21 protein-coding genes are annotated in these 22,181 nt (G+C 60.8%); 11 read left to right on the forward strand and 10 right to left on the reverse strand.

Going from position 1 to position 22,181, the window contains the following annotated elements; genetic code table 11:
* The 5 genes from dnaA (at position 1) to yidA (ending at position 7,120) form a co-directional block, all read left to right on the forward strand.
* A complete protein-coding gene (gene dnaA, locus ACYF6X_RS00005; protein ID WP_071826153.1) occupies positions 1–1,395 on the forward strand; it encodes a chromosomal replication initiator protein DnaA in 1,395 nt (464 codons plus the stop codon).
* 4 nt (positions 1,396–1,399) lie between these two features.
* On the forward strand, positions 1,400–2,500 hold the full coding sequence (gene dnaN, locus ACYF6X_RS00010) for a DNA polymerase III subunit beta (protein ID WP_107227539.1): 1,101 nt from the start codon (positions 1,400–1,402) through the stop codon (positions 2,498–2,500).
* 161 nt (positions 2,501–2,661) lie between these two features.
* Entirely contained in the window at positions 2,662–3,747 is a 1,086-nt protein-coding gene (recF, locus tag ACYF6X_RS00015) for a DNA replication/repair protein RecF (RefSeq protein ID WP_130018606.1), read from the forward strand.
* Positions 3,748–3,765: 18 nt separating this feature from the next.
* On the forward strand, positions 3,766–6,180 hold the full coding sequence (gene gyrB / locus ACYF6X_RS00020) for a DNA topoisomerase (ATP-hydrolyzing) subunit B (RefSeq protein WP_107227537.1): 2,415 nt from the start codon (positions 3,766–3,768) through the stop codon (positions 6,178–6,180).
* Between the two features lie 124 nt (positions 6,181–6,304).
* Positions 6,305–7,120, forward strand: coding sequence for a sugar-phosphatase (gene yidA / locus ACYF6X_RS00025; RefSeq protein ID WP_063989169.1), 816 nt, complete (start codon positions 6,305–6,307; stop codon positions 7,118–7,120).
* 25 nt (positions 7,121–7,145) lie between these two features.
* On the opposite strand, the gene ACYF6X_RS00030 is transcribed toward yidA, so the two are convergent.
* Both ACYF6X_RS00030 and ACYF6X_RS00035 read right to left on the reverse strand, forming a co-directional pair.
* Entirely contained in the window at positions 7,146–8,087 is a 942-nt protein-coding gene (locus ACYF6X_RS00030; RefSeq protein WP_130018607.1) for an ornithine cyclodeaminase family protein, read from the reverse strand.
* Positions 8,074–9,042 carry a threonine/serine dehydratase gene (locus ACYF6X_RS00035; RefSeq protein WP_130018608.1) on the reverse strand — a complete coding sequence of 323 codons (969 nt, stop codon included), beginning with the start codon at positions 9,040–9,042 and terminating at the stop codon, positions 8,074–8,076. Before ACYF6X_RS00035 ends, ACYF6X_RS00030 begins: the two co-directional genes overlap by 14 nt.
* Positions 9,043–9,078: 36 nt before the next feature.
* On the opposite strand from ACYF6X_RS00035, the gene ACYF6X_RS00040 reads away from it, so the two are divergent.
* Together ACYF6X_RS00040 and ACYF6X_RS00045 are read left to right on the forward strand one after the other, a co-directional pair.
* A complete protein-coding gene (locus ACYF6X_RS00040) occupies positions 9,079–9,354 on the forward strand; it encodes a hypothetical protein (RefSeq protein WP_130018609.1) in 276 nt (91 codons plus the stop codon).
* Between the two features lie 175 nt (positions 9,355–9,529).
* Complete coding sequence (locus ACYF6X_RS00045; RefSeq protein ID WP_130018610.1) at positions 9,530–10,810, forward strand: DUF3748 domain-containing protein; 1,281 nt, start codon at positions 9,530–9,532, stop codon at positions 10,808–10,810.
* A gap of 30 nt (positions 10,811–10,840) precedes the next feature.
* On the opposite strand, the gene ACYF6X_RS00050 is transcribed toward ACYF6X_RS00045, so the two are convergent.
* Entirely contained in the window at positions 10,841–11,188 is a 348-nt protein-coding gene (locus ACYF6X_RS00050; protein ID WP_016929593.1) for a YceK/YidQ family lipoprotein, read from the reverse strand.
* Positions 11,189–11,497: 309 nt separating this feature from the next.
* Between ACYF6X_RS00050 and ibpA the strand changes: the two genes are divergently transcribed.
* The 3 genes from ibpA to ACYF6X_RS00065 all read left to right on the forward strand — a co-directional run bounded on the left by ibpA (position 11,498) and on the right by ACYF6X_RS00065 (position 14,266).
* Positions 11,498–11,911 (forward strand): small heat shock chaperone IbpA, encoded by a 414-nt coding sequence (gene ibpA / locus ACYF6X_RS00055; protein WP_004933919.1) that lies wholly within the window; start codon positions 11,498–11,500, stop codon positions 11,909–11,911.
* A 100-nt stretch (positions 11,912–12,011) separates the two neighbouring features.
* Positions 12,012–12,440 carry a small heat shock chaperone IbpB gene (gene ibpB, locus ACYF6X_RS00060; protein ID WP_004933922.1) on the forward strand — a complete coding sequence of 143 codons (429 nt, stop codon included), beginning with the start codon at positions 12,012–12,014 and terminating at the stop codon, positions 12,438–12,440.
* Positions 12,441–12,607: 167 nt separating this feature from the next.
* Positions 12,608–14,266, forward strand: a complete 1,659-nt coding sequence (locus ACYF6X_RS00065; RefSeq protein WP_130018611.1) for a putative transporter — start codon at positions 12,608–12,610, stop codon at positions 14,264–14,266.
* A gap of 10 nt (positions 14,267–14,276) precedes the next feature.
* On the opposite strand, the gene ACYF6X_RS00070 is transcribed toward ACYF6X_RS00065, so the two are convergent.
* The 4 genes from ACYF6X_RS00070 to ACYF6X_RS00085 form a co-directional block, all read right to left on the reverse strand.
* Positions 14,277–14,657 carry a type II toxin-antitoxin system VapC family toxin gene (locus ACYF6X_RS00070; RefSeq protein WP_063989163.1) on the reverse strand — a complete coding sequence of 127 codons (381 nt, stop codon included), beginning with the start codon at positions 14,655–14,657 and terminating at the stop codon, positions 14,277–14,279.
* The gene (locus ACYF6X_RS00075) at positions 14,657–14,878 is read right to left on the reverse strand and encodes a ribbon-helix-helix domain-containing protein (protein WP_063989162.1); all 222 of its coding nucleotides are present in this window, start codon (positions 14,876–14,878) and stop codon (positions 14,657–14,659) included. The genes ACYF6X_RS00070 and ACYF6X_RS00075 overlap by 1 nt, the downstream gene beginning before the upstream one ends.
* Before the next feature lie 74 nt (positions 14,879–14,952).
* Positions 14,953–16,203 (reverse strand): valine--pyruvate transaminase, encoded by a 1,251-nt coding sequence (locus ACYF6X_RS00080; protein ID WP_004933935.1) that lies wholly within the window; start codon positions 16,201–16,203, stop codon positions 14,953–14,955.
* Positions 16,204–16,338: 135 nt separating this feature from the next.
* Complete coding sequence (locus tag ACYF6X_RS00085; protein WP_107227532.1) at positions 16,339–18,402, reverse strand: alpha-amylase; 2,064 nt, start codon at positions 18,400–18,402, stop codon at positions 16,339–16,341.
* Between the two features lie 195 nt (positions 18,403–18,597).
* On the opposite strand from ACYF6X_RS00085, the gene ACYF6X_RS00090 reads away from it, so the two are divergent.
* Complete coding sequence (locus ACYF6X_RS00090; protein WP_165384406.1) at positions 18,598–18,750, forward strand: hypothetical protein; 153 nt, start codon at positions 18,598–18,600, stop codon at positions 18,748–18,750.
* A gap of 1 nt (position 18,751) precedes the next feature.
* On the opposite strand, the gene ghrB is transcribed toward ACYF6X_RS00090, so the two are convergent.
* The 3 genes from ghrB to ACYF6X_RS00105 form a co-directional block, all read right to left on the reverse strand.
* On the reverse strand, positions 18,752–19,729 hold the full coding sequence (ghrB, locus tag ACYF6X_RS00095) for a glyoxylate/hydroxypyruvate reductase GhrB (protein ID WP_063989160.1): 978 nt from the start codon (positions 19,727–19,729) through the stop codon (positions 18,752–18,754).
* Positions 19,730–19,802: 73 nt separating this feature from the next.
* Positions 19,803–21,071, reverse strand: a complete 1,269-nt coding sequence (locus tag ACYF6X_RS00100) for an MFS transporter (protein ID WP_055317378.1) — start codon at positions 21,069–21,071, stop codon at positions 19,803–19,805.
* A gap of 140 nt (positions 21,072–21,211) precedes the next feature.
* On the reverse strand, positions 21,212–22,177 hold the full coding sequence (locus tag ACYF6X_RS00105) for a sugar kinase (RefSeq protein WP_063989205.1): 966 nt from the start codon (positions 22,175–22,177) through the stop codon (positions 21,212–21,214).
* Positions 22,178–22,181: the final 4 nt, after the last annotated feature.

Consider the following 22,181-nt stretch of genomic DNA (forward strand, 5'->3'; position numbering starts at 1 on the left):
GTGTCACTTTCGCTTTGGCAGCAGTGTCTTGCCCGATTGCAGGATGAGTTACCTGCCACAGAATTTAGTATGTGGATACGCCCATTGCAGGCGGAACTGAGTGACAATACCCTGGCGCTGTATGCGCCTAACCGCTTTGTGCTGGATTGGGTTCGCGATAAGTACTTAAACAACATCAATGGTCTGCTGAATGATTTCTGCGGCACGGACGCGCCTTTGCTGCGTTTTGAAGTCGGCAGCAAGCCGATCACGCAGGTGATCAGCCAGACCGTGACCGCCAGCGTCAGCAGCGCCCCTGCGGCCCCGGCGGCGCGCACGGCCGCGCCTTTGCGCCCGAGCTGGGACAACGCGGCGGCGCAACCCGAGCTCTCTTACCGTTCCAACGTCAACCCTAAACACACTTTCGACAACTTCGTCGAGGGTAAGTCCAACCAGCTGGCGCGCGCGGCGGCTCGCCAGGTGGCGGATAATCCGGGCGGCGCCTACAACCCTTTGTTCCTGTATGGCGGCACTGGCCTGGGTAAAACTCACCTGTTGCACGCGGTCGGCAACGGCATCATGGCGCGCAAGGCCAACGCCAAAGTGGTCTACATGCACTCGGAACGCTTCGTGCAGGACATGGTCAAAGCGTTGCAGAACAATGCCATCGAAGAGTTTAAGCGCTACTACCGCTCGGTCGACGCCTTGCTGATCGATGACATCCAATTCTTCGCCAACAAGGAGCGTTCGCAGGAAGAGTTCTTCCATACCTTTAACGCCCTGTTGGAAGGCAATCAGCAGATCATCCTGACCTCGGATCGCTACCCTAAAGAGATCAACGGGGTGGAGGATCGTCTGAAATCTCGCTTCGGCTGGGGGCTGACGGTGGCGATCGAGCCGCCGGAGCTGGAAACCCGCGTGGCGATCCTGATGAAAAAGGCCGACGAAAACGACATCCGCCTGCCGGGCGAAGTGGCGTTCTTCATCGCCAAGCGCCTGCGTTCCAACGTGCGTGAGCTCGAAGGGGCGCTGAACCGCGTGATCGCCAACGCCAACTTTACCGGCCGGGCCATCACCATCGATTTCGTGCGCGAAGCGCTGCGCGATCTGCTGGCGCTGCAGGAAAAGCTGGTCACCATCGACAATATTCAAAAGACGGTGGCGGAGTATTACAAGATTAAAGTCGCGGATTTGCTGTCCAAGCGGCGTTCGCGATCCGTTGCCCGCCCGCGCCAGATGGCGATGGCGCTGGCGAAGGAACTCACCAACCACAGCCTGCCGGAAATCGGCGATGCGTTTGGTGGCCGCGACCATACCACGGTGTTGCACGCCTGCCGGAAGATCGAGCAGCTGCGTGAGGAAAGTCACGACATCAAAGAAGATTTCTCCAATTTAATCAGAACATTATCTTCATAGCGCTATGAAATTTATCGTTGAACGTGAGCATCTGCTAAAACCGCTGCAACAGGTGAGCAGCCCGCTGGGCGGCCGCCCGACCTTACCGATCCTGGGCAACCTGCTGCTGCAGGTGACGGAAGGTTCCCTGCTGCTGACCGGCACCGATCTGGAGATGGAGATGGTGGCGCGCGTCGCCCTGTCCCAACCGCACGAGCCGGGCGCGACCACCGTGCCCGCGCGCAAATTCTTTGATATCTGCCGTGGCCTGCCGGAAGGGGCGGAGATCGCCGTCACGCTGGAGAGCGAGCGCATGCTGGTGCGGTCCGGCCGCAGCCGCTTCTCGCTGTCCACGCTGCCGGCGGCGGACTTCCCGAACCTGGACGATTGGCAGAGCGAGGTGGAGTTCAGCTTGCCGCAGGCGACGCTGAAGCGCCTGATCGAAGCCACCCAGTTCTCGATGGCCCATCAGGACGTGCGTTATTACCTGAACGGCATGCTGTTTGAAACCGAAGGCGAAGAGCTGCGCACCGTCGCGACCGACGGCCACCGCCTGGCGGTGTGCTCGATGCCGATCGGCCAACAGCTGCCGTCCCATTCGGTGATCGTGCCGCGTAAAGGGGTGATGGAGCTGGTGCGTCTGCTGGACGGCGGCGATTCGGTGCTGCAGCTGCAGATCGGCAGCAACAACATCCGCGCCCACGTTGGCGATTTCATCTTCACGTCCAAGCTGGTTGACGGCCGTTTCCCTGACTATCGCCGCGTCTTGCCGAAGAACCCGGATAAAACGCTGGAGGCCGGCTGCGATCTGCTCAAGCAGGCGTTTGCCCGCGCGGCCATTCTCTCGAACGAGAAATTCCGCGGCGTGCGGCTGTATGTCAGCCAGAACCAGCTGAAGATCACCGCCAACAATCCGGAGCAGGAAGAGGCGGAAGAGATCCTCGACGTCAGCTACGACGGCGCGGAGATGGAGATCGGTTTCAACGTCAGCTACGTGCTGGACGTGTTGAACGCGCTCAAGTGTGAAGACGTGCGCCTGCTGTTGACCGACTCGGTCTCCAGCGTGCAGATCGAAGACGGCGCCAGCCAGGCGGCGGCCTACGTTGTCATGCCAATGCGGTTGTGATCGATATCCGGGCTATCTTGCTTGCCATTTTACGCTTGGGCAGTGCTCGCAATCCTCACGTACTCTGTGTACGCTCCGGTTGCTGTGCGCTGTCCGCACGTAAACTGCCTGCGCCGATAACGCCCTTACATTGAGCGTAGTTTCCCGGTGATAGAGTTGGCATGGCATTAACGCGTTTATTGATTAAAGATTTCCGCAATATCGAGGCGGCGGATTTGGCGCTGGCGCCGGGATTCAACTTCCTGGTCGGTGCCAACGGCAGCGGCAAGACCAGCGTGCTGGAAGCGGTGTATACGCTCGGGCACGGCCGCGCCTTTCGCAGCCTGCAGGCCGGTCGGGTGATTCGCCACGACCAGCCGGAGTTCGTGCTGCACGGCCGCATAGAAGGTACGGAGCGCGAGCTGTTGGTAGGATTGAGCAAGAGCCGTCAGGGTGACAGCAAAGTACGCATCGATGGCAGCGACGGCCACAAGGTGGCCGAGCTGGCGCAGCTGCTGCCCATGCAGCTGATCACCCCCGAAGGTTTTACCCTGCTGAATGGCGGGCCGAAATTCCGGCGCGCTTTCCTGGACTGGGGCTGTTTTCATAACGAACCCGGTTTTTTCACCGCCTGGAGCAACCTGAAACGGTTACTGAAGCAGCGCAATGCCGCGCTGCGCCAGGTGAGTCGCTATGCGCAGATCCGCGCCTGGGATCAGGAACTGATCCCGCTCGCAGAGCGCATCAGCGAATGGCGGGCGGAATACAGCGACGCGATCGCCGCGGATATCACCGCGACCTGCGCGCAGTTTCTGCCTGAATTCGCCCTGAGCTTCTCCTTCCAGCGCGGCTGGGACAAAGAGAGCGACTACGGCGAGCTGCTGGAGCGCCAGTTCGAGCGCGACAGGGCGTTGACCTATACCGCGGTGGGGCCGCATAAAGCGGACTTCCGCATTCGTGCCGACGGCACGCCGGTAGAGGATTTGTTATCGCGCGGTCAGCTTAAATTGCTGATGTGCGCGTTGCGCTTGGCGCAGGGTGAGTTTCTCACCCGGCAGAGCGGGCGGCGTTGCCTGTATCTGATTGATGATTTTGCCTCCGAGCTGGACACCGGCCGTCGCCGGTTGCTGGCCGATCGCCTGAAAGCCACCCAGGCCCAGGTTTTTGTCAGCGCGGTCAGCGCTGAACAAGTGACCGACATGGCCGGTGAAAAGGGCAAGATGTTCCGCGTGGAACAGGGTAAAATAGAGGTTCAACCACAGGACTAAAATGAGCGAGAAACGTTGATGTCGAATTCTTATGACTCCTCAAGTATCAAGGTATTAAAAGGGCTGGATGCGGTGCGCAAGCGCCCGGGCATGTATATCGGCGATACCGATGACGGCACCGGTCTGCACCACATGGTATTCGAGGTTGTGGACAACGCTATCGACGAAGCGCTCGCGGGCCACTGTAGTGACATTCAGGTCACCATCCATGCCGACAACTCGGTATCGGTACAGGATGACGGCCGCGGCATTCCGACCGGCATTCACCCGGAAGAAGGGGTTTCAGCCGCAGAGGTCATCATGACCGTGCTGCACGCCGGCGGTAAATTCGACGACAACTCCTATAAGGTTTCCGGCGGCCTGCACGGCGTGGGCGTCTCGGTGGTTAACGCCCTGTCGGAGAAACTGGAGCTGGTGATCCGCCGCGAAGGCAAAGTGCACGAACAAACTTACAGCCACGGCGAGCCACAGGCGCCGCTGAATGTGGTGGGCGAAACCGAACAGACTGGCACCATGGTGCGCTTCTGGCCGAGCCACCAGACCTTCACCAATGTGACCGAATTCGAATACGACATTCTGGCCAAGCGTCTGCGCGAGCTGTCCTTCCTCAACTCCGGCGTGTCTATCCGCCTGAAGGACAAGCGCACCGACCGTGAAGACCACTTCCACTACGAAGGCGGCATCAAGGCGTTTGTCGAGTACCTGAACAAGAACAAAACCCCGATCCACCCGAACGTGTTCTACTTCTCGACCGTGAAAGACGATATCGGCGTGGAAGTGGCGCTGCAGTGGAACGACGGTTTCCAGGAAAACATCTACTGCTTCACCAACAACATTCCGCAGCGCGACGGCGGCACGCACCTGGTCGGTTTCCGTACCGCGATGACCCGTACGCTGAACAGCTACATGGAGAAGGAAGGCTACAGCAAGAAGGCCAAGGTCAGCGCCACCGGCGATGACGCGCGTGAAGGTCTGATCGCCGTGGTGTCGGTGAAGGTGCCGGATCCTAAGTTCTCTTCTCAGACCAAGGACAAGCTGGTCTCTTCCGAGGTGAAAACCGCGGTTGAAACGCTGATGAACGAGAAGCTGGTGGATTACCTGATGGAAAATCCAAGCGACGCGAAAATCGTGGTCGGCAAAATCATCGACGCGGCGCGCGCGCGCGAAGCGGCGCGTAAAGCACGTGAGATGACCCGCCGCAAAGGCGCACTGGATCTGGCCGGCCTGCCGGGCAAGCTGGCGGACTGCCAGGAACGCGATCCGGCGCTGTCCGAACTGTACCTGGTGGAAGGGGACTCCGCGGGCGGCTCTGCCAAGCAGGGGCGCAACCGCAAGAACCAGGCTATCTTGCCGCTGAAGGGGAAAATCCTCAACGTCGAGAAAGCGCGTTTCGACAAAATGCTCTCCTCGCAGGAAGTGGCGACGCTGATCACTGCGCTGGGTTGCGGCATTGGTCGCGACGAGTACAGCCCGGATAAGCTGCGTTACCACAGCATCATCATCATGACCGATGCCGACGTCGACGGTTCGCACATCCGTACGTTGCTGTTGACCTTCTTCTACCGCCAAATGCCGGAAATTATCGAGCGTGGCCACGTGTTCATCGCACAGCCGCCGCTGTACAAGGTGAAGAAAGGCAAGCAAGAGCAGTACATCAAAGATGACGAGGCGATGGATCAGTACCAGATCGCCATCGCGATGGACGGCGCCACGCTGCACACCAATGCCAGCGCACCGGCGCTGGGCGGCGAGCAGTTGGAGAAACTGGTGGCCGAGCACTACGGCGTGCAGAAGCTGATCGGCCGCATGGAGCGCCGCTACCCGCGCGCGCTGCTGAACAGCCTGATCTATCAGCCGACGCTGAACGAAAGCGACCTCAGCGATGAAGCCAAGGTGAAAACCTGGATCGCTTCGCTGGTGCAGGTGCTGAACGACAAAGAGCAGCACGGCAGCAGCTATGACTTCGTGATCTTCGAGAACCGCGAACGCCAGATGTTCGAGCCGGCGCTGCGCATCCGCACCCACGGCGTGGATACCGACTATAAGCTGGACTTCGACTTCATCCACGGCGGCGAATACCGCAAGATCTGCCAGCTGGGTGAGAAGCTGCGCGGGCTGGTCGAAGAGGGCGCGTTCATCGAGCGCGGCGAACGCCGTCAGCCGGTGGACAGCTTCGAGCAGGCGCTGGAGTGGCTGGTGAAAGAGTCGCGCCGCGGCCTGTCGGTGCAGCGTTATAAAGGTCTGGGCGAGATGAACCCGGAACAGCTGTGGGAAACCACCATGGATCCGGAAAGCCGCCGCATGTTGCGCGTGACCGTCAAGGACGCCATCGCTGCCGATCAGCTGTTCACTACGCTGATGGGCGATGCGGTTGAACCGCGCCGCGCCTTTATCGAAGAAAACGCCCTGAAAGCGGCGAACATCGATATCTGATGCGTTAATCGCTGTGAAATCCGCGCCGGGCGACCCGCGCGGATTTTTTTTGCGCCTTTTTTGGCGCTGACAGCCGAGGCTGAAACGCGTTAGCATGGGAAAAAACCACTGGGAGAAGCGTTGAATGGCTATTGAACTGATTGCGATCGACATGGACGGCACGTTGCTGGATCCGCAGCACCAAATCACGCCGGCGGTAAAGCAGGCTATCGCGGCAGCGCGGCGCAAAGGGGTGCACGTGGTGCTGGCCACCGGGCGGCCTTATGTCGGCGTGCAGGACTATCTGCGCCAGTTGGACATTCAGGGCCCCGGCGATTTTTGCATAACCTACAACGGCGCGCTGGTGCTGCGCGCGGCCGACGGCGCCTGCATCCTGCAGGAAACGCTGGGCTTCGAGGACTATCTGCACTTCGAGCAGATGGCGCGCGAGTTCGGCGTTCACTACCAGGCGTTCGATTTCGACACCCTGTATACCCCGAACAAAGACATCGGCAAATACACCATACATGAGGCGGCAATGACCGGTATCCCGCTGAAATACCGCAGCGTGGAAGAAATGGATCGCCAGATGCGTTTCCCGAAAGTGATGATGATCGACGAGCCGGAGTTGCTGGACCGCGCTATCGCGCGCATCCCGGCGGAAACGCGCGAGCGTTACACCATTCTGAAAAGCGCGCCTTATTTCCTCGAGATCCTGCACAAGAACGTCGATAAAGGGGCTGGGGTGAGAATGCTGGCCGAGCACCTCGGCGTGGCGCGGGAAAATATCATGACGCTGGGGGATCAGGCCAACGATACGGCGATGATCGAGTATGCCGGCGTCGGTGTGGCGATGGGCAACGCCATTCCCGAGCTGAAAGCGGTGGCGCAGTTTGTCACCAGCGCCAATACCGAAGATGGCGTAGCGCACGCCATCGAGAAGTTCGTGCTCAACGCCTGAGAACGCGGGGCGCTGCGGCGCCCCTTTATATTGCCGCCAACACCCCTTTGGCGATCTGCAGATCCTGAATCGCTAACCCGGTAAGATCGGCGATGGTGATATGCTGCGGCTCGCTTCGCAACCGCCCACCCTGTGCCAAGACGGCGCCCATTTCGACAATTGGCGTTGAAGTGAGCCTAGTTTGCCGATAAGCCGTCGCGATCTCGCCATAGTCAGCACATTGCGCCAGCGCATCGACCAGCAGCGCGTCTGCATTAGCCACCAGATCGGTCGCCAGCTCCTGCTTGCCGGGCGCGTCGGCACCCACGGCGGTGATGTGCGTGCCGGGCCGGATATCCGCCGCCTGCAAGATCGGTTCGCGGCTGGGCGTGGTGGTCACGATCAGCTGACAGTGCGCCGCCAGCTCTGCCGCGTCCTGCGTGGTCAGCACCCGAAAACCTTCGGCCTCGGCATCGCGCCGATACGCCGCCAGCGCCTGTTCGTTGCGGCCCCACACCCATACCTCGCGGCAATCGGTCACCGGTTTTAGACATTGCAGCTGTAGCCGCGCCTGCAGGCCGGTGCCGATCATGCCGATCGCCTGAATATGCGGCGGCGCGCACAGCTCGGCGGCGATGCGGCCGGCCAGGGCGGTGCGCAGTGCGGTCAGCCAGCCCTCATCCTGCAGCAGCGCCCGGGGTTCGCCGGTCTGGGCGGAGAACGCCATCACCAACCCCTGATTGCTGGCCAGGCCGCGTTCGGCGTTGCGATAAAAACCGGCGGACACCTTGACCACGAACAGCTCGTCGCCTTCCAGCCAGGCGGATTTGATGCAGCAATCGCCGGCGCCCTGTTCGAACAGGAAATGCTGCACCGGCGGCTGTTGCACCCGCCGCTGCGAATAGGCGATAAAACCCTGCTTCAGCAGCGGGGTTATAGCCTCGGCGTCGAACGCGGCGAGGATTTGCTGCCGATTAAAGATGTGCATCGGCGACGGCCTTGAGGTATTTCTCCAGCACGATGTTTTTACCGCACAGCACCACCGCCACTTTTTTCCCCTGGTATTCCGGCGCCAGCTTGATCGCCGCCGCCAGCGCCACGCCGGCCGCGCCTTCGATAATCCATCGATCGCTGGCGGCGATCCGGCGCATCGCGTGCTTGATCTCCGTTTCGCTGACCAGCACTTTGCGGTCGATCAGCTGTTGGCACAGTGGGAAGGTTATGGCGCCCGGCTCGACGCCACCGGCGGTGCCGTCGGACAGGGTTTCTTGCTCTTCCACCGGGAAGATGTGGCCCGCTTCCAGCGCGCTGTACATGCTGGTGGCGTTTTCCGGCCAGCAGGCGATAAGCTGTGTATTCGGCGACAATTGCCGCAGAACGGTACCGATACCGGCGATATAGCCACCGCCGCCCACCGCCACGAACACGGCGTCCAGGCCGGTGAGTTGTTCAACCAACTCCATGCCGCAGGTGCCCTGGCCGGCGATGACCTGCTCGTCGTTATACGGCGAGATATAGGTTTTTCCCTGTTCGCGGGCGGCCTGTTCCCCGGCCAGTTCGGCGTTCAGCGCATCGCCCGGCACCAATTCCACGGTGCCGCCCAGCGCGCGGATGGTGTCTAGCTTGATGCTCGCGGCCGTCTCCGGCGCATAAACCGTGACGCCAACGCCCATCAGTTGCCCCGCCAGGGCGACCGCCTGGCCGTGGTTGCCGGTTGAGGCGGCGATCACGCCGCGCCGGCGTTGCTCGCTATCCAGCAACCGCAGCTTGTTGCTGGCGCCGCGAAATTTAAAGGAGCCGGTGTGCTGCAGATGGTCACATTTCAGGTACAGCTCGCAGCCCAGCTGCTGTGAAAGCAGCACGCTGCGCTCCAATGGCGTGACCCGTACCTGAGGGCGCAGTTGCTGATGGGCAGAAACAATGGCATCGAAGAGGGGATTCATACCGACTCCAGAATATTTTGGACTTAAAAATCCAGTTTGTACTTTTTTGTATTTTTTGTAAACCCCGTCGCCCGACCGCCGGGCAACCCGGCCAGCCAGCGGCAACGGCTGGGGAAGATCATCGCGTTGGCGGTGAAAATAATCATTAACCTGTCGTTTAGCGACACGATTTTTTATTTATTTGCGTTAAGAAAGGTGCTGCCGCTGATTTATTTTGATGAAGGAAAAGATAATGAAAAAATAGCGCTCGTGGCATCCGCCGATACGGCATGGGCGCCGATGAGTTTCGCCGCCAGGAATGCGAGCGCCTAATCGGCCGCTTATTTCCTGCCGACGCCGTCGTTCGGCTTAAATGATAAGACGCTGAAAATAATTGCGTCATTTCGAACCGAAAAATCCTCCGGCCTTACCCTCGCAGGCCATGTGAAACGCTGCCGCCGATCCGGTAAGATGGCGACTCAGTGCCGGCATGCGCAGGAGAACCGCCATGAGCCATCGGGAAAAACAACTGACTTTCGACCCTCGCGGGCATCAGTTAACCAATATCAACGTCTGGACGCCGGACAGCCAATGGCTGGCTTATGACGTGCGCCCGCGCGGCGCCTCTTTCACCGGTCTGAGCATCGAGCGGGTCAACGTCGCCAGCGGCGCGGTGGAGGTGGTTTATCGCGCCCAGCACGGCGCCCACGTCGGTGTGGTCACGGTCAGCCCCGATGCGCCGGCGCGTTATGCTTTTATCCACGGCCCGGAGCACCCGGACAGCGCCTGGCAGTATGATTTTCACCACCGCCGCGGGGTGATCGTCAGCGAACCGGATCGCGAGTTGGCCATCACCCTCGACGCGCTGGATATCACCGTCCCCTATACGCCCGGCGCGCTGCGCGGCGGCAGCCATGTGCACGTTTTCAGTCCGGACGGCAGCCGCCTCAGCTTTACCTACAACGATCACGTCATGCATGAACGCGACCCGGCGCGCGATCTGCGCAACGTCGGGGTGGCCGTGCCGCTGCACGGAGTCAATCCGCCGAAACAACATCCGCGCGAGTATGACGGCAGCCACTATTGCGTGCTGGTCAGCGAGACGGTGCCGCAGCCGCAGCCGGGCAGCGATCAGATCAATCGCGCCTACGAAGAAGGCTGGATCGGCCGCGAAGGCTACCGTAAGGCCGACGGCAGCCGGCAGCGCTGGGCGCTGGCATTCATCGGCGATACGCTGTCCGCTGCCGGCGTGAAGCTGCCGGAGGTGTTTATCGTCGATCTGCCGGAGAACGATGCCGATTACGCCAGGGCGGGCGCTTTGCCGCTGCAGGGGACGGAAAGCGAGCTGCCGGCACCGCCGCACGGCGTCAGGCAGCGGCGAGTGACCTTTACCGGCGATCGTCGTTTTCCGGGCGTGGCCGGCGCGCCGCGCCACTGGCTGCGCAGCTCGCCGGACGGCAGCCAGATCGCTTTTCTGATGAAGGACGACGGCGGCGTGGTGCAGCTGTGGACGGTATCGCCGAACGGCGGGGAGCCGCGCCAGGTGAGCCGCAGCGAGCATGACATCCAGTCGGCGTTCAGCTGGCACCCGCAGGGCGGGACGATAGCCTTGGTGTGTGACAACAGCGTGATGCTGTGTGAGATCGCCGGCGGCCGCCTGCAGCGTTTAACGCAGCGCAGCGTGCAGCCGCCGTCGGGGGATGCCGTGGTGTTTTCACCGGATGGCAAGAAAGTGGCGTTTATGCGCGAGATAGCGGGTTTCAACCAGATCTTTGTGGTTGAGGTGTAAGGCGGGCCTGGCGGCCCGCTGCGTGCGTGATTAGTGGGTGGCGGTGCTGTCGTTGCCTTCGCCGGGATTGCCGGTTGCCGCCAGATTCTGCTGCTCGCTGCGCAGGATGCGCGCTTTTGGCGAGTCTGCGGTGGCGTCGTTGCCGGAACGCAGATAGTCGTAAGGCAGCAGTACGGTGTCCATCACCGCGGAGAACGGCAGATCCAGCGCCACCAACGGCATCATCGCCCAACTGGTGTTGTCGTCCTTCAGCATGTCCACGCTGGCGCGGGTGCCGGGATAGTAACCCTGATTCGGGCCGGTATGGCTCATCACGCTGGAGCAACCGCTGGTCGCCAACAACATGCAGCCCGTCGCTATCGCTTTCATCGTCGTCATTAATCCATCCTGCAGGGTTGCTGTTCCCCTAAATTAAGCTGATTTATAACATCCTGTTGCTGCTTTTAAAGAAGCAAAATCCCGCTCTGTGGCGGCTCTCTCACTTTAGTGTAAGTGGTAAAAAAACTTTCGCCTAATCGGTGCGAAGTTTTTTTGATCCTCGCCTGTTGAATTGATGAAATCAACCCCCATTTTATCATCAGAGCCGAATTGAGAATTCGCCGTAAGGGAATTCTGGCTTAATTAGCCTGTCCAGAGTGGAAGGCGTATTTATTTCAACCTCGCTGAAGTGCCTTAGGAGGCTGTTTTATGCGTAATTTTGATCTTTCCCCGCTATACCGTTCCGCCATTGGTTTCGATCGCTTGTTCAACGCGCTGGAAGCCGGTCAGAGTCAGGGCAACGGCGGTTATCCGCCTTATAATGTCGAGCTGGTGGACGAAAATCATTATCGCATCGCCATCGCGGTAGCCGGGTTTGCCGAGCAGGAGCTGGAGATCACCACGCAAGATAATCTGCTGATCGTGCGCGGGGCGCACAATAACGAACCGGCAGAAAAAACCTATTTATACCAGGGCATCGCCGAGCGTAATTTCGAGCGTAAATTCCAGCTGGCCGAACATATTCAAATTAAAGGTGCCAAACTGGAGAATGGCCTGTTGTATATCGACATGCAACGCATCGTGCCGGAAACATTAAAACCGCGCCGCATCGAAATTAAATAAATTTCCGTTTCGCCGGCAGGTACGCTGCCGGCAAATAATACCTAGCCTGCCGTCAGGGGGCTGAATAAACACATCTCGCTTAATGAAAGGAGTTGTTCCTATGCGTAATTACGATTTATCCCCACTTCTGCGTCAGTGGATTGGTTTTGATAAATTGGCCAGTTCAATGGGTGGCCAGGAACCCCAAGGGTTCCCACCGTACAACATCGAGAAAAGCGATGACAATCACTACCGCATTTCTCTGGCGCTGGCCGGTTTCCGGCAGAGCGAACTGAATATCGAGGTGGAAGGGCCGCGGTTGACCGTCAGCGGTAAACCTACGCCGCCGGAAAAACAGGTCGAATACCTGCATCAAGGCCTAGTGTGCAAAGAGTTCCAGCTGACCTTCACCCTGGCGGAGCATCTGCAGGTGTCCGAGGCCAAATTTGAAAACGGCCTGCTGCACATCGATCTGGTGCGTCAGGTGCCGGAAGCCTTGCAGCCGCAGCGCATCGCCATCGGCGCGACGCCGGAGCTGGAAGCCAAATAACCGACTGAAAAATGGTCATCATCATGCGGGGGAGATCCAGACGGGTCTCCCCCGTTGCGTTATGTGGCGCACGCCACAGTCCCCCTGACAGTCCGATGTCATAATCCTTGTTAATTGTGTGTCTTTGGCCGCAAATTCCCGATTCAACTTTGGCAAGGATGTGACCTATGAGCGATATCGCCCTGACCGTCAGCATGTTGGCGCTGGCGGCCGTCATTGGGCTGTGGATGGGGAACTGGAAGCTGTACGGCGTCGGGCTGGGCATCGGCGGCGTGCTGTTCGGCGGTATCCTGGTCGGTCACTTCGCCCAGAGCGGGCAAATCAGCCTGAACGGGGACATGCTGCACTTTATCCAGGAGTTCGGCCTGATCCTGTTCGTCTACACCATCGGTATTCAGGTCGGCCCCGGTTTCTTCTCTTCGCTGCGCGTCTCAGGTCTGCGCCTCAACGCTTTCGCGGTGCTGCTGGTGCTGACCGGCGGCGTCGTGGCGGCGGCGGTGCACAAGCTGTTCGACGTGCCGCTGCCGATCATCCTCGGCGTGTTCTCTGGCGCGGTCACCAACACCCCGGCGCTGGGTGCCGGTCAACAAATCCTGACCGATCTCGGTTCCGATCCGGCGTTGGTGGACGGGATGGGGATGGGCTACGCCATGGCCTATCCGTTCGGTATATGTGGCATTCTGCTGGTGATGTGGCTGATCCGGCTGTTTTTCCGCATCAATATCGAGCGCGAGGCGCAGGCGTTTGAAAACGGCCTGGGCAATCAGCGTGAGCTGCTGCACGCCATGAACGTGGCGGTGCGCAACCCCAATCTGCAGGGTATGGCGATCAAAAGCGTGCCGCTGCTCAACGGTGAAGCGATCGTCTGTTCGCGCCTCAAGCGCGGGGAGTTGCTGATGGTACCTGCGCCGCACGAGCGGCTGGAGCTTGGCGACTACCTGCACCTGGTGGGCAAACGCGAAGATCTGGAAAATGCCCGGCTGGTGATCGGCGAAGAGGTGGACGCCTCGCTGTCGACGCGCGGCACCGCGCTGCAGGTGGTGAGGGCGGTGGTGACCAACGAGCAGGTGCTGGGCAAGAAAATCCGCGATCTGAACCTGAAGCAGAAATATGACGTGGTGATTTCACGCCTCAACCGCGCCGGCGTGGAGCTGGTGGCCGGCAGCAACGTGACGCTGCAGTTCGGCGACATTCTCAACCTGGTCGGCCGGCCGGAGGCCATCGACGCGGTGACGGCAATCGTCGGCAACGCCCAACAAAAACTGCAGCAGGTGCAGATGCTGCCGGTCTTTATCGGCATCGGCCTCGGGGTGCTGCTCGGCTCCATTCCGCTGTTCGTGCCGGGCTTCCCGGCGGCATTGCGGCTGGGGTTGGCCGGCGGGCCGCTGGTGGCGGCGCTGATCCTGGGGCGCATCGGCAGCCTCGGCAAGCTGTATTGGTTTATGCCGCCGAGCGCCAACCTGGCGCTGCGCGAACTGGGCATCGTGCTGTTTCTGGCGGTGGTCGGATTGAAGTCGGGCGGCAACTTCATCGATACGTTGTTGCACGGCGAGGGGCTGACGTGGGTCGGATACGGCGCGCTGATCACCGCCATTCCGCTGCTGAGCGTCGGTATTCTGGCGCGCACGATGGGCAAGATGAACTACCTGACGCTGTCCGGCATGTTGGCGGGATCGATGACCGATCCGCCGGCGCTGGCCTTCGCCAACGGCCTGCATCCCACCAGCGGCGCCGCCGCGCTGTCTTACGCCACCGTGTATCCGCTGGCGATGTTCCTGCGCATCATGTCGCCGCAGCTGCTGGCGGTGCTGTTCTGGACGCTGTAGCGCTGCCCGACTACAGCCGGTAAGGCATTAACACGCCGTTGTCAGTGCCAAAATCTTTGGGGTTGCGGGAGATGAGCGTCCGGAACCCCACCTGCGCGGTGGCCCAGATAATGGCGTCCGGCAGCTTCACATGCTGTGAGTGGCGCAGTTCTACGGCGCGTTCGGCAACTTCATCGGTAATAGGCAGCAGCAGGAATTGCCCTAAAAACTGGCGCGTTTTCAGCTCCAGCGACGGCCCCTGCTTTTTGGCACCCACCATCACTTCCATCCAGGTGATGGCGCTAATAGCCGGGTTGATGTGGTATTCGGTCAGAACGTCTTTGGCTTGAGGAATGCCGTTGAGATAATCGATCAGGATATTGGTGTCGAATAACGCCCGTTGAGCCACCATTATTCCCACTCCTCGCGCTGACGATTTTCGTAGTCTACGCCATCGCCCATCGCCCCGGACCAGAGCCCGAAAGCACTGCTGGGATCTTCAACGTGGTTCTCCGTCAGATAACGGGATACGGCCTGACGGATGATTTCGGCCCGGGGAACGTGGCGGATATTTTTCAGATTGTCGAGCTGCCGCAGGTCTTCCTCAGGTAAATCGATCACGATGCGAGTCATCGCTAGCCCTCCCCAAAAAGATATACGATATATGCATCGTATATCTTTATCGGTCGATTTTCAATCAGCTGGCGTTAGCCTTCCTGATGCGCGCGTTCGATCTCTTCCGCCAGGATCGCCACGCCGCGCTCGATTTTCTCCGGGTCGGGCACGTAGTTCATGCGCATGCACTGGTGGGTGTGCGGCCAGTCGTGCTCCAGCCCCGGGAAGAAGTAGTGGCCCGGCACCATCAGCACGCCGCGTTTTTTCAGGCGCTGATACAGCACCTCGGTGGTGATCGGCAGATCTTTGAACCACAGCCAGAGGAAGATAGCCCCTTCCGGTTTGTGGATCAGGCAGCGCTCCGGCGACAGGTAACGGCGAATAATCTCGATGGTGTGCTCGACGCGCTGTTTGTAGAACGGGCGAATTACCTCGTTCGACAAGCGCAGCAGATCGCCGCGCGCGATCATTTCCGTCGCCATCGCCGGCCCCATGCTGCCCGGCGACAGGCTGATGATGCCGTTCATGTTGGTCAGCGCGGTGATCACCTTCTCGTCGGCGATCACGATACCGCAGCGTGAGCCCGGCAGGCCGAGCTTGGACAGGCTCATGCACAGGATGGTGTTCGGGTTCCACAGCGGCGTGGCGTCGCTGAAGATGATGCCGGGAAACGGCACGCCGTAGGCGTTGTCGATCACCAGCGGAATATCGCGCTGCTGCGCCAGCAGGTCGAGCTTCATCAGCTCTTCGTCGGTGATCACGTTGCCGGTCGGGTTGGTCGGCCGTGAAACGCAGATCATACCGATGTCGTCGCCGATAGTGAGGTGTTCGAAATCAACGTGATACTTGAACTGACCGTCCGGCAGCAGCTCGATGTTCGGTTTGGCGGAGACGAACAGCCCTTCGTCCAGCCCGGCGTCGGCATAGCCGATATATTCCGGCGCCAACGGGAACAGCACGCGGCGACGCGAACCGTCGGCGTAGCGGCCGGCGAACAGGTTGAACAAGTAGAAAAACGCGCTTTGGCTGCCGTTAGTCAGTGCAATATTCTGTGGCGAAATCTCCCAGCCGAGCTCGTCGCGCAGCAGATTGGCCAGCGCTTTCAGCAACGCGTCCTTGCCTTGCGGGCCGTCGTAGTTGCACAGCGCTTCGGTCAGTTTGCCCTGGTCGAGCATCTCCTGGCACAGCTGTTTGAAGTAGGCTTCCATCTCAGGGATCTGCGCCGGGTTGCCGCCGCCGAGCATGATGGCACCGGGGGTGCGCAGGCCTTCGTTCAGGTCGTCCATCAAACGGGTAATGCCCGCATAACGGGTAAATTTTTCGCCGAAAAGTGAGAAAGTCATAGGTGTAGCAGTACTGTTTCTTAGCAGGTAATCGCCCACCATACCGCCAGACAAATCCCGCTGCAATGCGGCCGACAAATCGACCAGTGGGCACAAATTTCTCTCCTTGGCCAATTTTCAGCATATTACGCTAGATTATTGTGACCGTTCGCCGGCCCATACCACCATCACCTTATCGTCGCCGAGCCGGCGGCTGAAGGCATAGTAGGCGGCGCCCGGCTGCGGGGTTTGCACGCCGCCGCCGATCGCCGGATGGCGAGCGCGGAACTGCCCCAACCGCTGCCAGTGGGCCAGCAGCGGGGCTTTTTCTCCCTGCAGCTCACGCCAGTTCATGTCGGAGCGGGTACCCTGCAGTGGATCGGAACCGGCTGGGCCGAGCGGACGGCCGCTTTCATCGCCGTAGTAAATCTGCACCGCGCCCGGTGCCAGCAACAACAGGTTCGCCGCCCGCTGTTGCAGCGGCAGCGAGCCTTTGGCGTCGCTGGCGAAGAACAGCCGGGTGTCGTGCGAAGAGAGGTAGCTCAGTACGTTGAAATCCTGCAGCCGTTCGGCCATCTGCCGGTAGGTGGCGTCGATATCGGCAAAGCAGCCCAACGCCTGCGACGCCTGATCCTGGAAATCGAAGTTGATCATCGCGTCGAAGCCGTTTTGGTAATAATCGCTTTTCATCACCCCGTGGCCCCAGGCCTCGCCGGTCATCCAAAACGGCGCATCATCCAGCGCCTGTTGCGGATGCTCCGCTTTCCACGCCGCCAATGCCGCCGTGGCACGCTGTTTCAACAGCGCCAGCGTCGGTTTTTCCACGTGCTTGGCGGTGTCGACGCGGAAACCGTCGATGCCGTAATCGCGCACCCACTGGCTGAGCCAGACGGTCAGGTAATCGCGGGTAGTGGCGCCGGGCATGTCGCGTGCGGCGGTGTCGGGCTTGTGGCGGTAGAACAGCGGCAGGCCGCTGGCGCCGGTCGCTTCGGTTTTGATGTCCGGCAGGAAGGCCAGCGACATCGTCAGATCGTCATAGCCCGGCGAGCCATAGTCGCCGATGTCGGTGCGGATCCAGTTTTTCCCCCACCATTGGCGCCAGCCCGCCTTGTCGCTGAAGTTGATGTAGTCGTTGAAGCTGTGCCAGTTTTGCCCTGGCCCGGGGCGCCAGTCGCCCCAGTTTTTCCCCAGGGTTTTCTCCACCTCCGCGCCTTGCAGATACAGCGAGCCGAAGTGGAACGCCTGCATATCCGCCAGCGTGGCGTAGCCGACGTGGTTCACCACCACGTCGAACAGAATACGAATGCCGCGCCGATGCGCCTGCTCGACCAGTGTGCGCAGCGCCTGTTCGGTGCCCATGTTGGCGTCGAGGCGAGTCCAGTCCAGCGCGTAATAGCCGTGATAGGCGTAATGCGGGAAATCACCTTTGGTGCCGCCGCCAACCCAGCCGTGGATCTGCTCCAGCGGCGAGCTGATCCATAAGGCGTTGACGCCCAGCTGCTGCAGATAATCCAGCTTCTGCGTCAGGCCGGCCAAATCGCCGCCGTGAAAGGTGCCTATTTCCTGCAGGCCGTCGCTGCGGCGCCCGTAGCTGTGGTCATTGGCCGGATTGCCGTTTTCAAAGCGATCGGTCAGCACGAAGTAGACCGTGGCGTTATGCCAGCTGAACGCCGCCGGTTTCGCCGTGGCGGCGGATTCCAGCAGCAACAAACCGCCGCTGGCGGCGGCGGGTTGCAGCGTGATTTTCCCCTGAGTCACCTGCGCCGTTTGGCCGGAATAGAAATCGCGCAGCGTTTCGCCTTCGGCGAAGGTGGAGGCGACGTCGACCGTGACCGGCTTGCCGTCCCAGCGCGGGCAGCTGCGGACGGCAACGGTGGCACTTTCCGGCGCGCTGTGCAGGCTGAGCTGCAGCGTCGGCGTGCCGCTGCGCGTGTCGATGCGCACCTGATAGTCGCCGGCGCGGAACTGCCGCCAGTTGACCGGCGGATGAGTGCCGCAGGGCTGCAGCGACAGCGTCTGGTTAAGTTTCACCGCCTCGGCCGGCTGCCAGCAGTGATTATCCTGATACAGCCGCAGCGGCAGCTGGCCTTTGGGCAGCGCGGCCTGGCTGGCGAACAGCCCGACGGCAGTTTCGTCGAAGGCCGGGAAACCCGGCAGCGTCCAGCCGGCCAGCGCCGAAGGCGACAGCAGTATCAACAAGGGCAGAGGTAACAGTTTCATGGCTCTCCTTACGCGCGGCAGGAAGCGTTTTTTCTCAGGGTAGCGCCCAGTGTGGCAAACGGTGAAAAAATGGCCTCCTCCCTGCGGGGGTTTTTCGGGGAGGAGAGGAAGGGCGGAGCGTTTTCGGATTGATTCGGCTTGGCTTTGCGCACGCGCTGCGGCAGATTAAACGATGAACATCAAAGGAGGTTAGCGATGACGGACAAAAACTGGCGAGAAGAGATCGTTCAGGCAATTCAGGATGCCGAATTGCAGCGCTTCGCCGAAGAACATCAGCTGCAGGCGCTGTTCGCGCCGCAGCAGGAAGAGCAACACGGCCGGTTATCTGCAGACCACCGGCCGCGCTGAGTTATTTCCGCAACAGCTGCGGGTTGACGCAGTTTTCTTTCACCGTGCCGGTCAGCGCGGCGATCAGGTTATCCACCGCGCAGGCGGCCATGCCGTAGCGCGTTTCATGGGTGGCGGAGCCGATGTGCGGCAACGCCACCACGTTCGGCATGCTGAGCAGCGGCGAGTTGGCCGGCAGCGGCTCTTTCTCGAACACGTCCAACCCGGCGGCGTGGATCACGCCGTTTTGCAGCGCTTCGATCAGCGCCTGCTCATCCACCACCGGCCCGCGGCCGGCGTTGATCAGAATGCCGCTTTTCTTCATTTTCGCCAGCTGATCGCGGCCGATCATGTGGAAGGTTTGTTCGGTCAGCGGCAGCGTGATGCACACGAAATCCGACTCGGCCAGCAGGGTATCCAGATCGCAGCGGCGCGCGTTAAAGCGCTGCTCCGCTTCTTCGTGCGTACGGCGGGCGTTGTACAGCACCGGCATGCCGAAGCCGAAATGCGCGCGCTGCGCCAGCGCCAGGCCGATACGCCCCATGCCGAGGATACCGATGGTTTTATGGTGCACGTCGACGCCGAACCAGTCCGGCCCGATGCTGCCGCGCCATTCGCCGGCCTTCACCCGCTCCGCCACTTCCACCACCCGGCGCGCGGTGGCCAGTACCAGGCTCATGATGGTGTCGGCGACGGTTTCGGTCAGCACCGTCGGGGTGTGCATCAGCAGCACGTTATGGGCGTTGAGCGCCTCGACGTCGAAGTTGTCGTAGCCGACGGAAACGGTCGAGGCCGCGCGCAGTTTGGGCGTCTGTTGCAGGAAGGCTTCGTCAATTTTACCGCCGGAACCGATGATCCCTTCGGCCTGCTGCAGCGCCTGGCGCAGTTCGTCGCGGTTCTCCGGCTGCAGGCCGTTGAAGGCGTGCACGGTGAAGTGCTGTTCCAGACGTTCATGCAGATCGGCGGGCAGGCTTTTGTACAATACGATAGAAGGCTTCATCACGAACTCCAGCTGGGCCAAAGGGGGCATGGCGCCCCCCCGGTTGGGTTAACAGAGAGAAAGTATAACCGGATCAAGCCAATTGCGGCTGGATCTCGTTGCGGGCGGGTTTGACGATCAGCGTCAGCACCACCGCCACCACCAGTGCGATGGCCATAAACATGTAAGAGGCCGCTGGGCTGCCTGTGGCGCCATTCAGATAGCCTACGAACCACGAACCGAAGAACGACCCCAGCGCGCCCATGCTGTTGATCAGCGCCATGGCGCCCCCGGCAACGTTTTTCGGCAGCATTTCCGGAATGATGGCGAAGAACGGCCCGTAGGGGGCGTACATCGCGGCGCCGGCGACCACCAGCAGGCCGTAGGAGATCCAGAAGTGGTTGGTGCCGACGGCGTAAGAGCCGAAGAACGCCAGCGCGCCGATCAGCAGCAGCGGCCAGACGAACAGCTTGCGGTTTTGCATTTTGTCCGACGCCCAGGAGACCACGATCATGGCGATGGTCGCCGCCAGGTAAGGCACCGCGGACAGCCAGCCGGCTTCCACCATGCCCATCTGCATGCCGCTGCGCAGGATGGAAGGCAGCCACAGCACGAAGCCGTACACGCCGATGCTCCAGGCGAAGTACTGCACGCACAGCAGGATCACGTTGCGCGAACGGAAGGCTTCGCCGTAGTTGCGCACGGCCTTGATGCCTTTCTGCTCTTCGTCCAGCTGCTGTTGCAGCGCCTGTTTCTCCTCGGCGCTCAGCCAGCCGGCCTGCGCCGGTTTGTCTTTCGCCAGCACCCACCAACAGAACGCCCAGATAACCGCCGGAATGCCCTCGATGATGAACATTTCACGCCAGCCGAAGGCGTGGATCAGGTAGCCGGACACCACCGACATCCACAGCACCGTCACTGGGTTGCCGAGGATCAGGAAGGTATTGGCGCGTGAGCGCTCCGATTTGGTGAACCAGTTGCTGATGTAGATCAGCATTGCCGGCATCACCGCCGCTTCCACCACGCCGAGGATAAAGCGGATGGCGGCCAGCATCGGGATATTGCTGACCACGCCGGTCAGCGAGGCGCAGCCGCCCCACAGGATCAGGCACCAGAAGATCAATTTCTTGACGCTGCGGCGTTCGGCGTAGATGGCGCCGGGAATTTGGAAGAAGAAATAACCGAGGAAAAACAGCGCGCCCAGCAGCGAGGCCATGCCTTTGGTGATGCCGAGATCTTCATTGATGCCGGCGGCAGAGGCGAAGCTGAAGTTGGCGCGATCGAGATAGGCCAGGCTGTAGGTGATAAACACGATGGGCATGATGTACCACCAGCGTTTGGCCGCGACAGTCGCTTTGTTCATGTTCAGTATCCTTCAGTGGTGTTGCATCCCCTTCGCCCGGCACGCTGGGCATGCAAGACGACGGGGCAGATGCTCTCCCGACGCGTCCCGGTTGTAGGGCCAGAGGCTGACGTCATGCGGAGAAGTCGTTTTTTTTATTGTTATTCGGCCAGCGCCGCGCGGGTTGGCAGGCCTTCGCTGTCGCCGATGGCCTGGATCGCCAGCGAGCCGATTTTGTTGCCGCGCTGCACCGCCTGTATCAGCGTTTTACCTTCCAGCAGGGCGCTGAGGGTGCCGACGGCAAAGCCGTCACCGGCGCCGACGGTATCCACCACGTTGTCGACCTTGACCGCGGCCACTGCCGCCTTGTCGCCGGCGGCGGTTTTAAACCAGGCGCCGTCCGGGCCGGTTTTGATGATCACCGCCTGCACGCCGCGTTCCAGATAGAAATCGGCGATGCCTTCCGGCGTCGATTGGCCGGTGAGGATCTGCCCCTCTTTCAGCCCCGGCAGCACCCAGTCGGCGGCGAACGCCAGCTGGTTCAGCTGCTCGATCATCACCTCGCGGCTGGGCCACAGCACCGGGCGCAGGTTGGGGTCGAACGAAATGGTTTTGCCCATGGCGCGCATCTCGCGCGCCGCATGGTGGCACAGCGCCAGCGACTGGCTGGACAGCGCCGCCGCCACGCCGCTCAGGTGCAGGTGGCGCGCGGAACCGAAATACTCACGGTCGAAATCGGCGACCGACAGGTGGCTGGCCGCCGAGCCTTTGCGGAAGTATTCCACGCTGGGATCGGTACCATCGGTGGTTTTGGATTTCACCTGAAAACCGGTGGGATAGTGGCCGTCGACCGTCACCTGCCGGTAGTTGATGCCTTCTTTTTTCAGCTGCTGCAGGGTGAAGCGGCCGAACGAATCGTTGCCGACGCGGCTGACCCAGCCGACGTTCATGCCCAGACGCGCCAAGCCGATCGCCACGTTCAATTCGGCGCCGGCGATGCGTTTGGTGAAGGTTTCCACTTCCGCCAAATCGCCGGTTTGCGCCGCCACGAACATCGCCATGGCTTCGCCCAGCGTGACCACATCCAGGGGCGCCTGCTGCGCCGTCGTTGCCGTTAACGTTGTCATCATG

The sequence above is a fragment of the Serratia sp. ID 25-353 genome (assembly GCF_054792795.1).

Coding starts and splice junctions, on each gene's coding strand:
- dnaN (WP_107227539.1), top strand. CDS start 1,400: ATGAAATTTATCGTTGAACGTGAGCATCTGCTAAAACCGCTGCAACAG.
- recF (WP_130018606.1), top strand. CDS start 2,662: ATGGCATTAACGCGTTTATTGATTAAAGATTTCCGCAATATCGAGGCG.
- gyrB (WP_107227537.1), top strand. CDS start 3,766: ATGTCGAATTCTTATGACTCCTCAAGTATCAAGGTATTAAAAGGGCTG.
- yidA (WP_063989169.1), top strand. CDS start 6,305: ATGGCTATTGAACTGATTGCGATCGACATGGACGGCACGTTGCTGGAT.
- ACYF6X_RS00030 (WP_130018607.1), bottom strand. CDS start 8,087: ATGCACATCTTTAATCGGCAGCAAATCCTCGCCGCGTTCGACGCCGAG.
- ACYF6X_RS00035 (WP_130018608.1), bottom strand. CDS start 9,042: ATGAATCCCCTCTTCGATGCCATTGTTTCTGCCCATCAGCAACTGCGC.
- ACYF6X_RS00045 (WP_130018610.1), top strand. CDS start 9,530: ATGAGCCATCGGGAAAAACAACTGACTTTCGACCCTCGCGGGCATCAG.
- ACYF6X_RS00050 (WP_016929593.1), bottom strand. CDS start 11,188: ATGACGACGATGAAAGCGATAGCGACGGGCTGCATGTTGTTGGCGACC.
- ibpA (WP_004933919.1), top strand. CDS start 11,498: ATGCGTAATTTTGATCTTTCCCCGCTATACCGTTCCGCCATTGGTTTC.
- ibpB (WP_004933922.1), top strand. CDS start 12,012: ATGCGTAATTACGATTTATCCCCACTTCTGCGTCAGTGGATTGGTTTT.
- ACYF6X_RS00065 (WP_130018611.1), top strand. CDS start 12,608: ATGAGCGATATCGCCCTGACCGTCAGCATGTTGGCGCTGGCGGCCGTC.
- ACYF6X_RS00070 (WP_063989163.1), bottom strand. CDS start 14,657: ATGGTGGCTCAACGGGCGTTATTCGACACCAATATCCTGATCGATTAT.
- ACYF6X_RS00075 (WP_063989162.1), bottom strand. CDS start 14,878: ATGACTCGCATCGTGATCGATTTACCTGAGGAAGACCTGCGGCAGCTC.
- ACYF6X_RS00080 (WP_004933935.1), bottom strand. CDS start 16,203: ATGACTTTCTCACTTTTCGGCGAAAAATTTACCCGTTATGCGGGCATT.
- ACYF6X_RS00085 (WP_107227532.1), bottom strand. CDS start 18,402: ATGAAACTGTTACCTCTGCCCTTGTTGATACTGCTGTCGCCTTCGGCG.
- ACYF6X_RS00090 (WP_165384406.1), top strand. CDS start 18,598: ATGACGGACAAAAACTGGCGAGAAGAGATCGTTCAGGCAATTCAGGAT.
- ghrB (WP_063989160.1), bottom strand. CDS start 19,729: ATGAAGCCTTCTATCGTATTGTACAAAAGCCTGCCCGCCGATCTGCAT.
- ACYF6X_RS00100 (WP_055317378.1), bottom strand. CDS start 21,071: ATGAACAAAGCGACTGTCGCGGCCAAACGCTGGTGGTACATCATGCCC.
- ACYF6X_RS00105 (WP_063989205.1), bottom strand. CDS start 22,177: ATGACAACGTTAACGGCAACGACGGCGCAGCAGGCGCCCCTGGATGTG.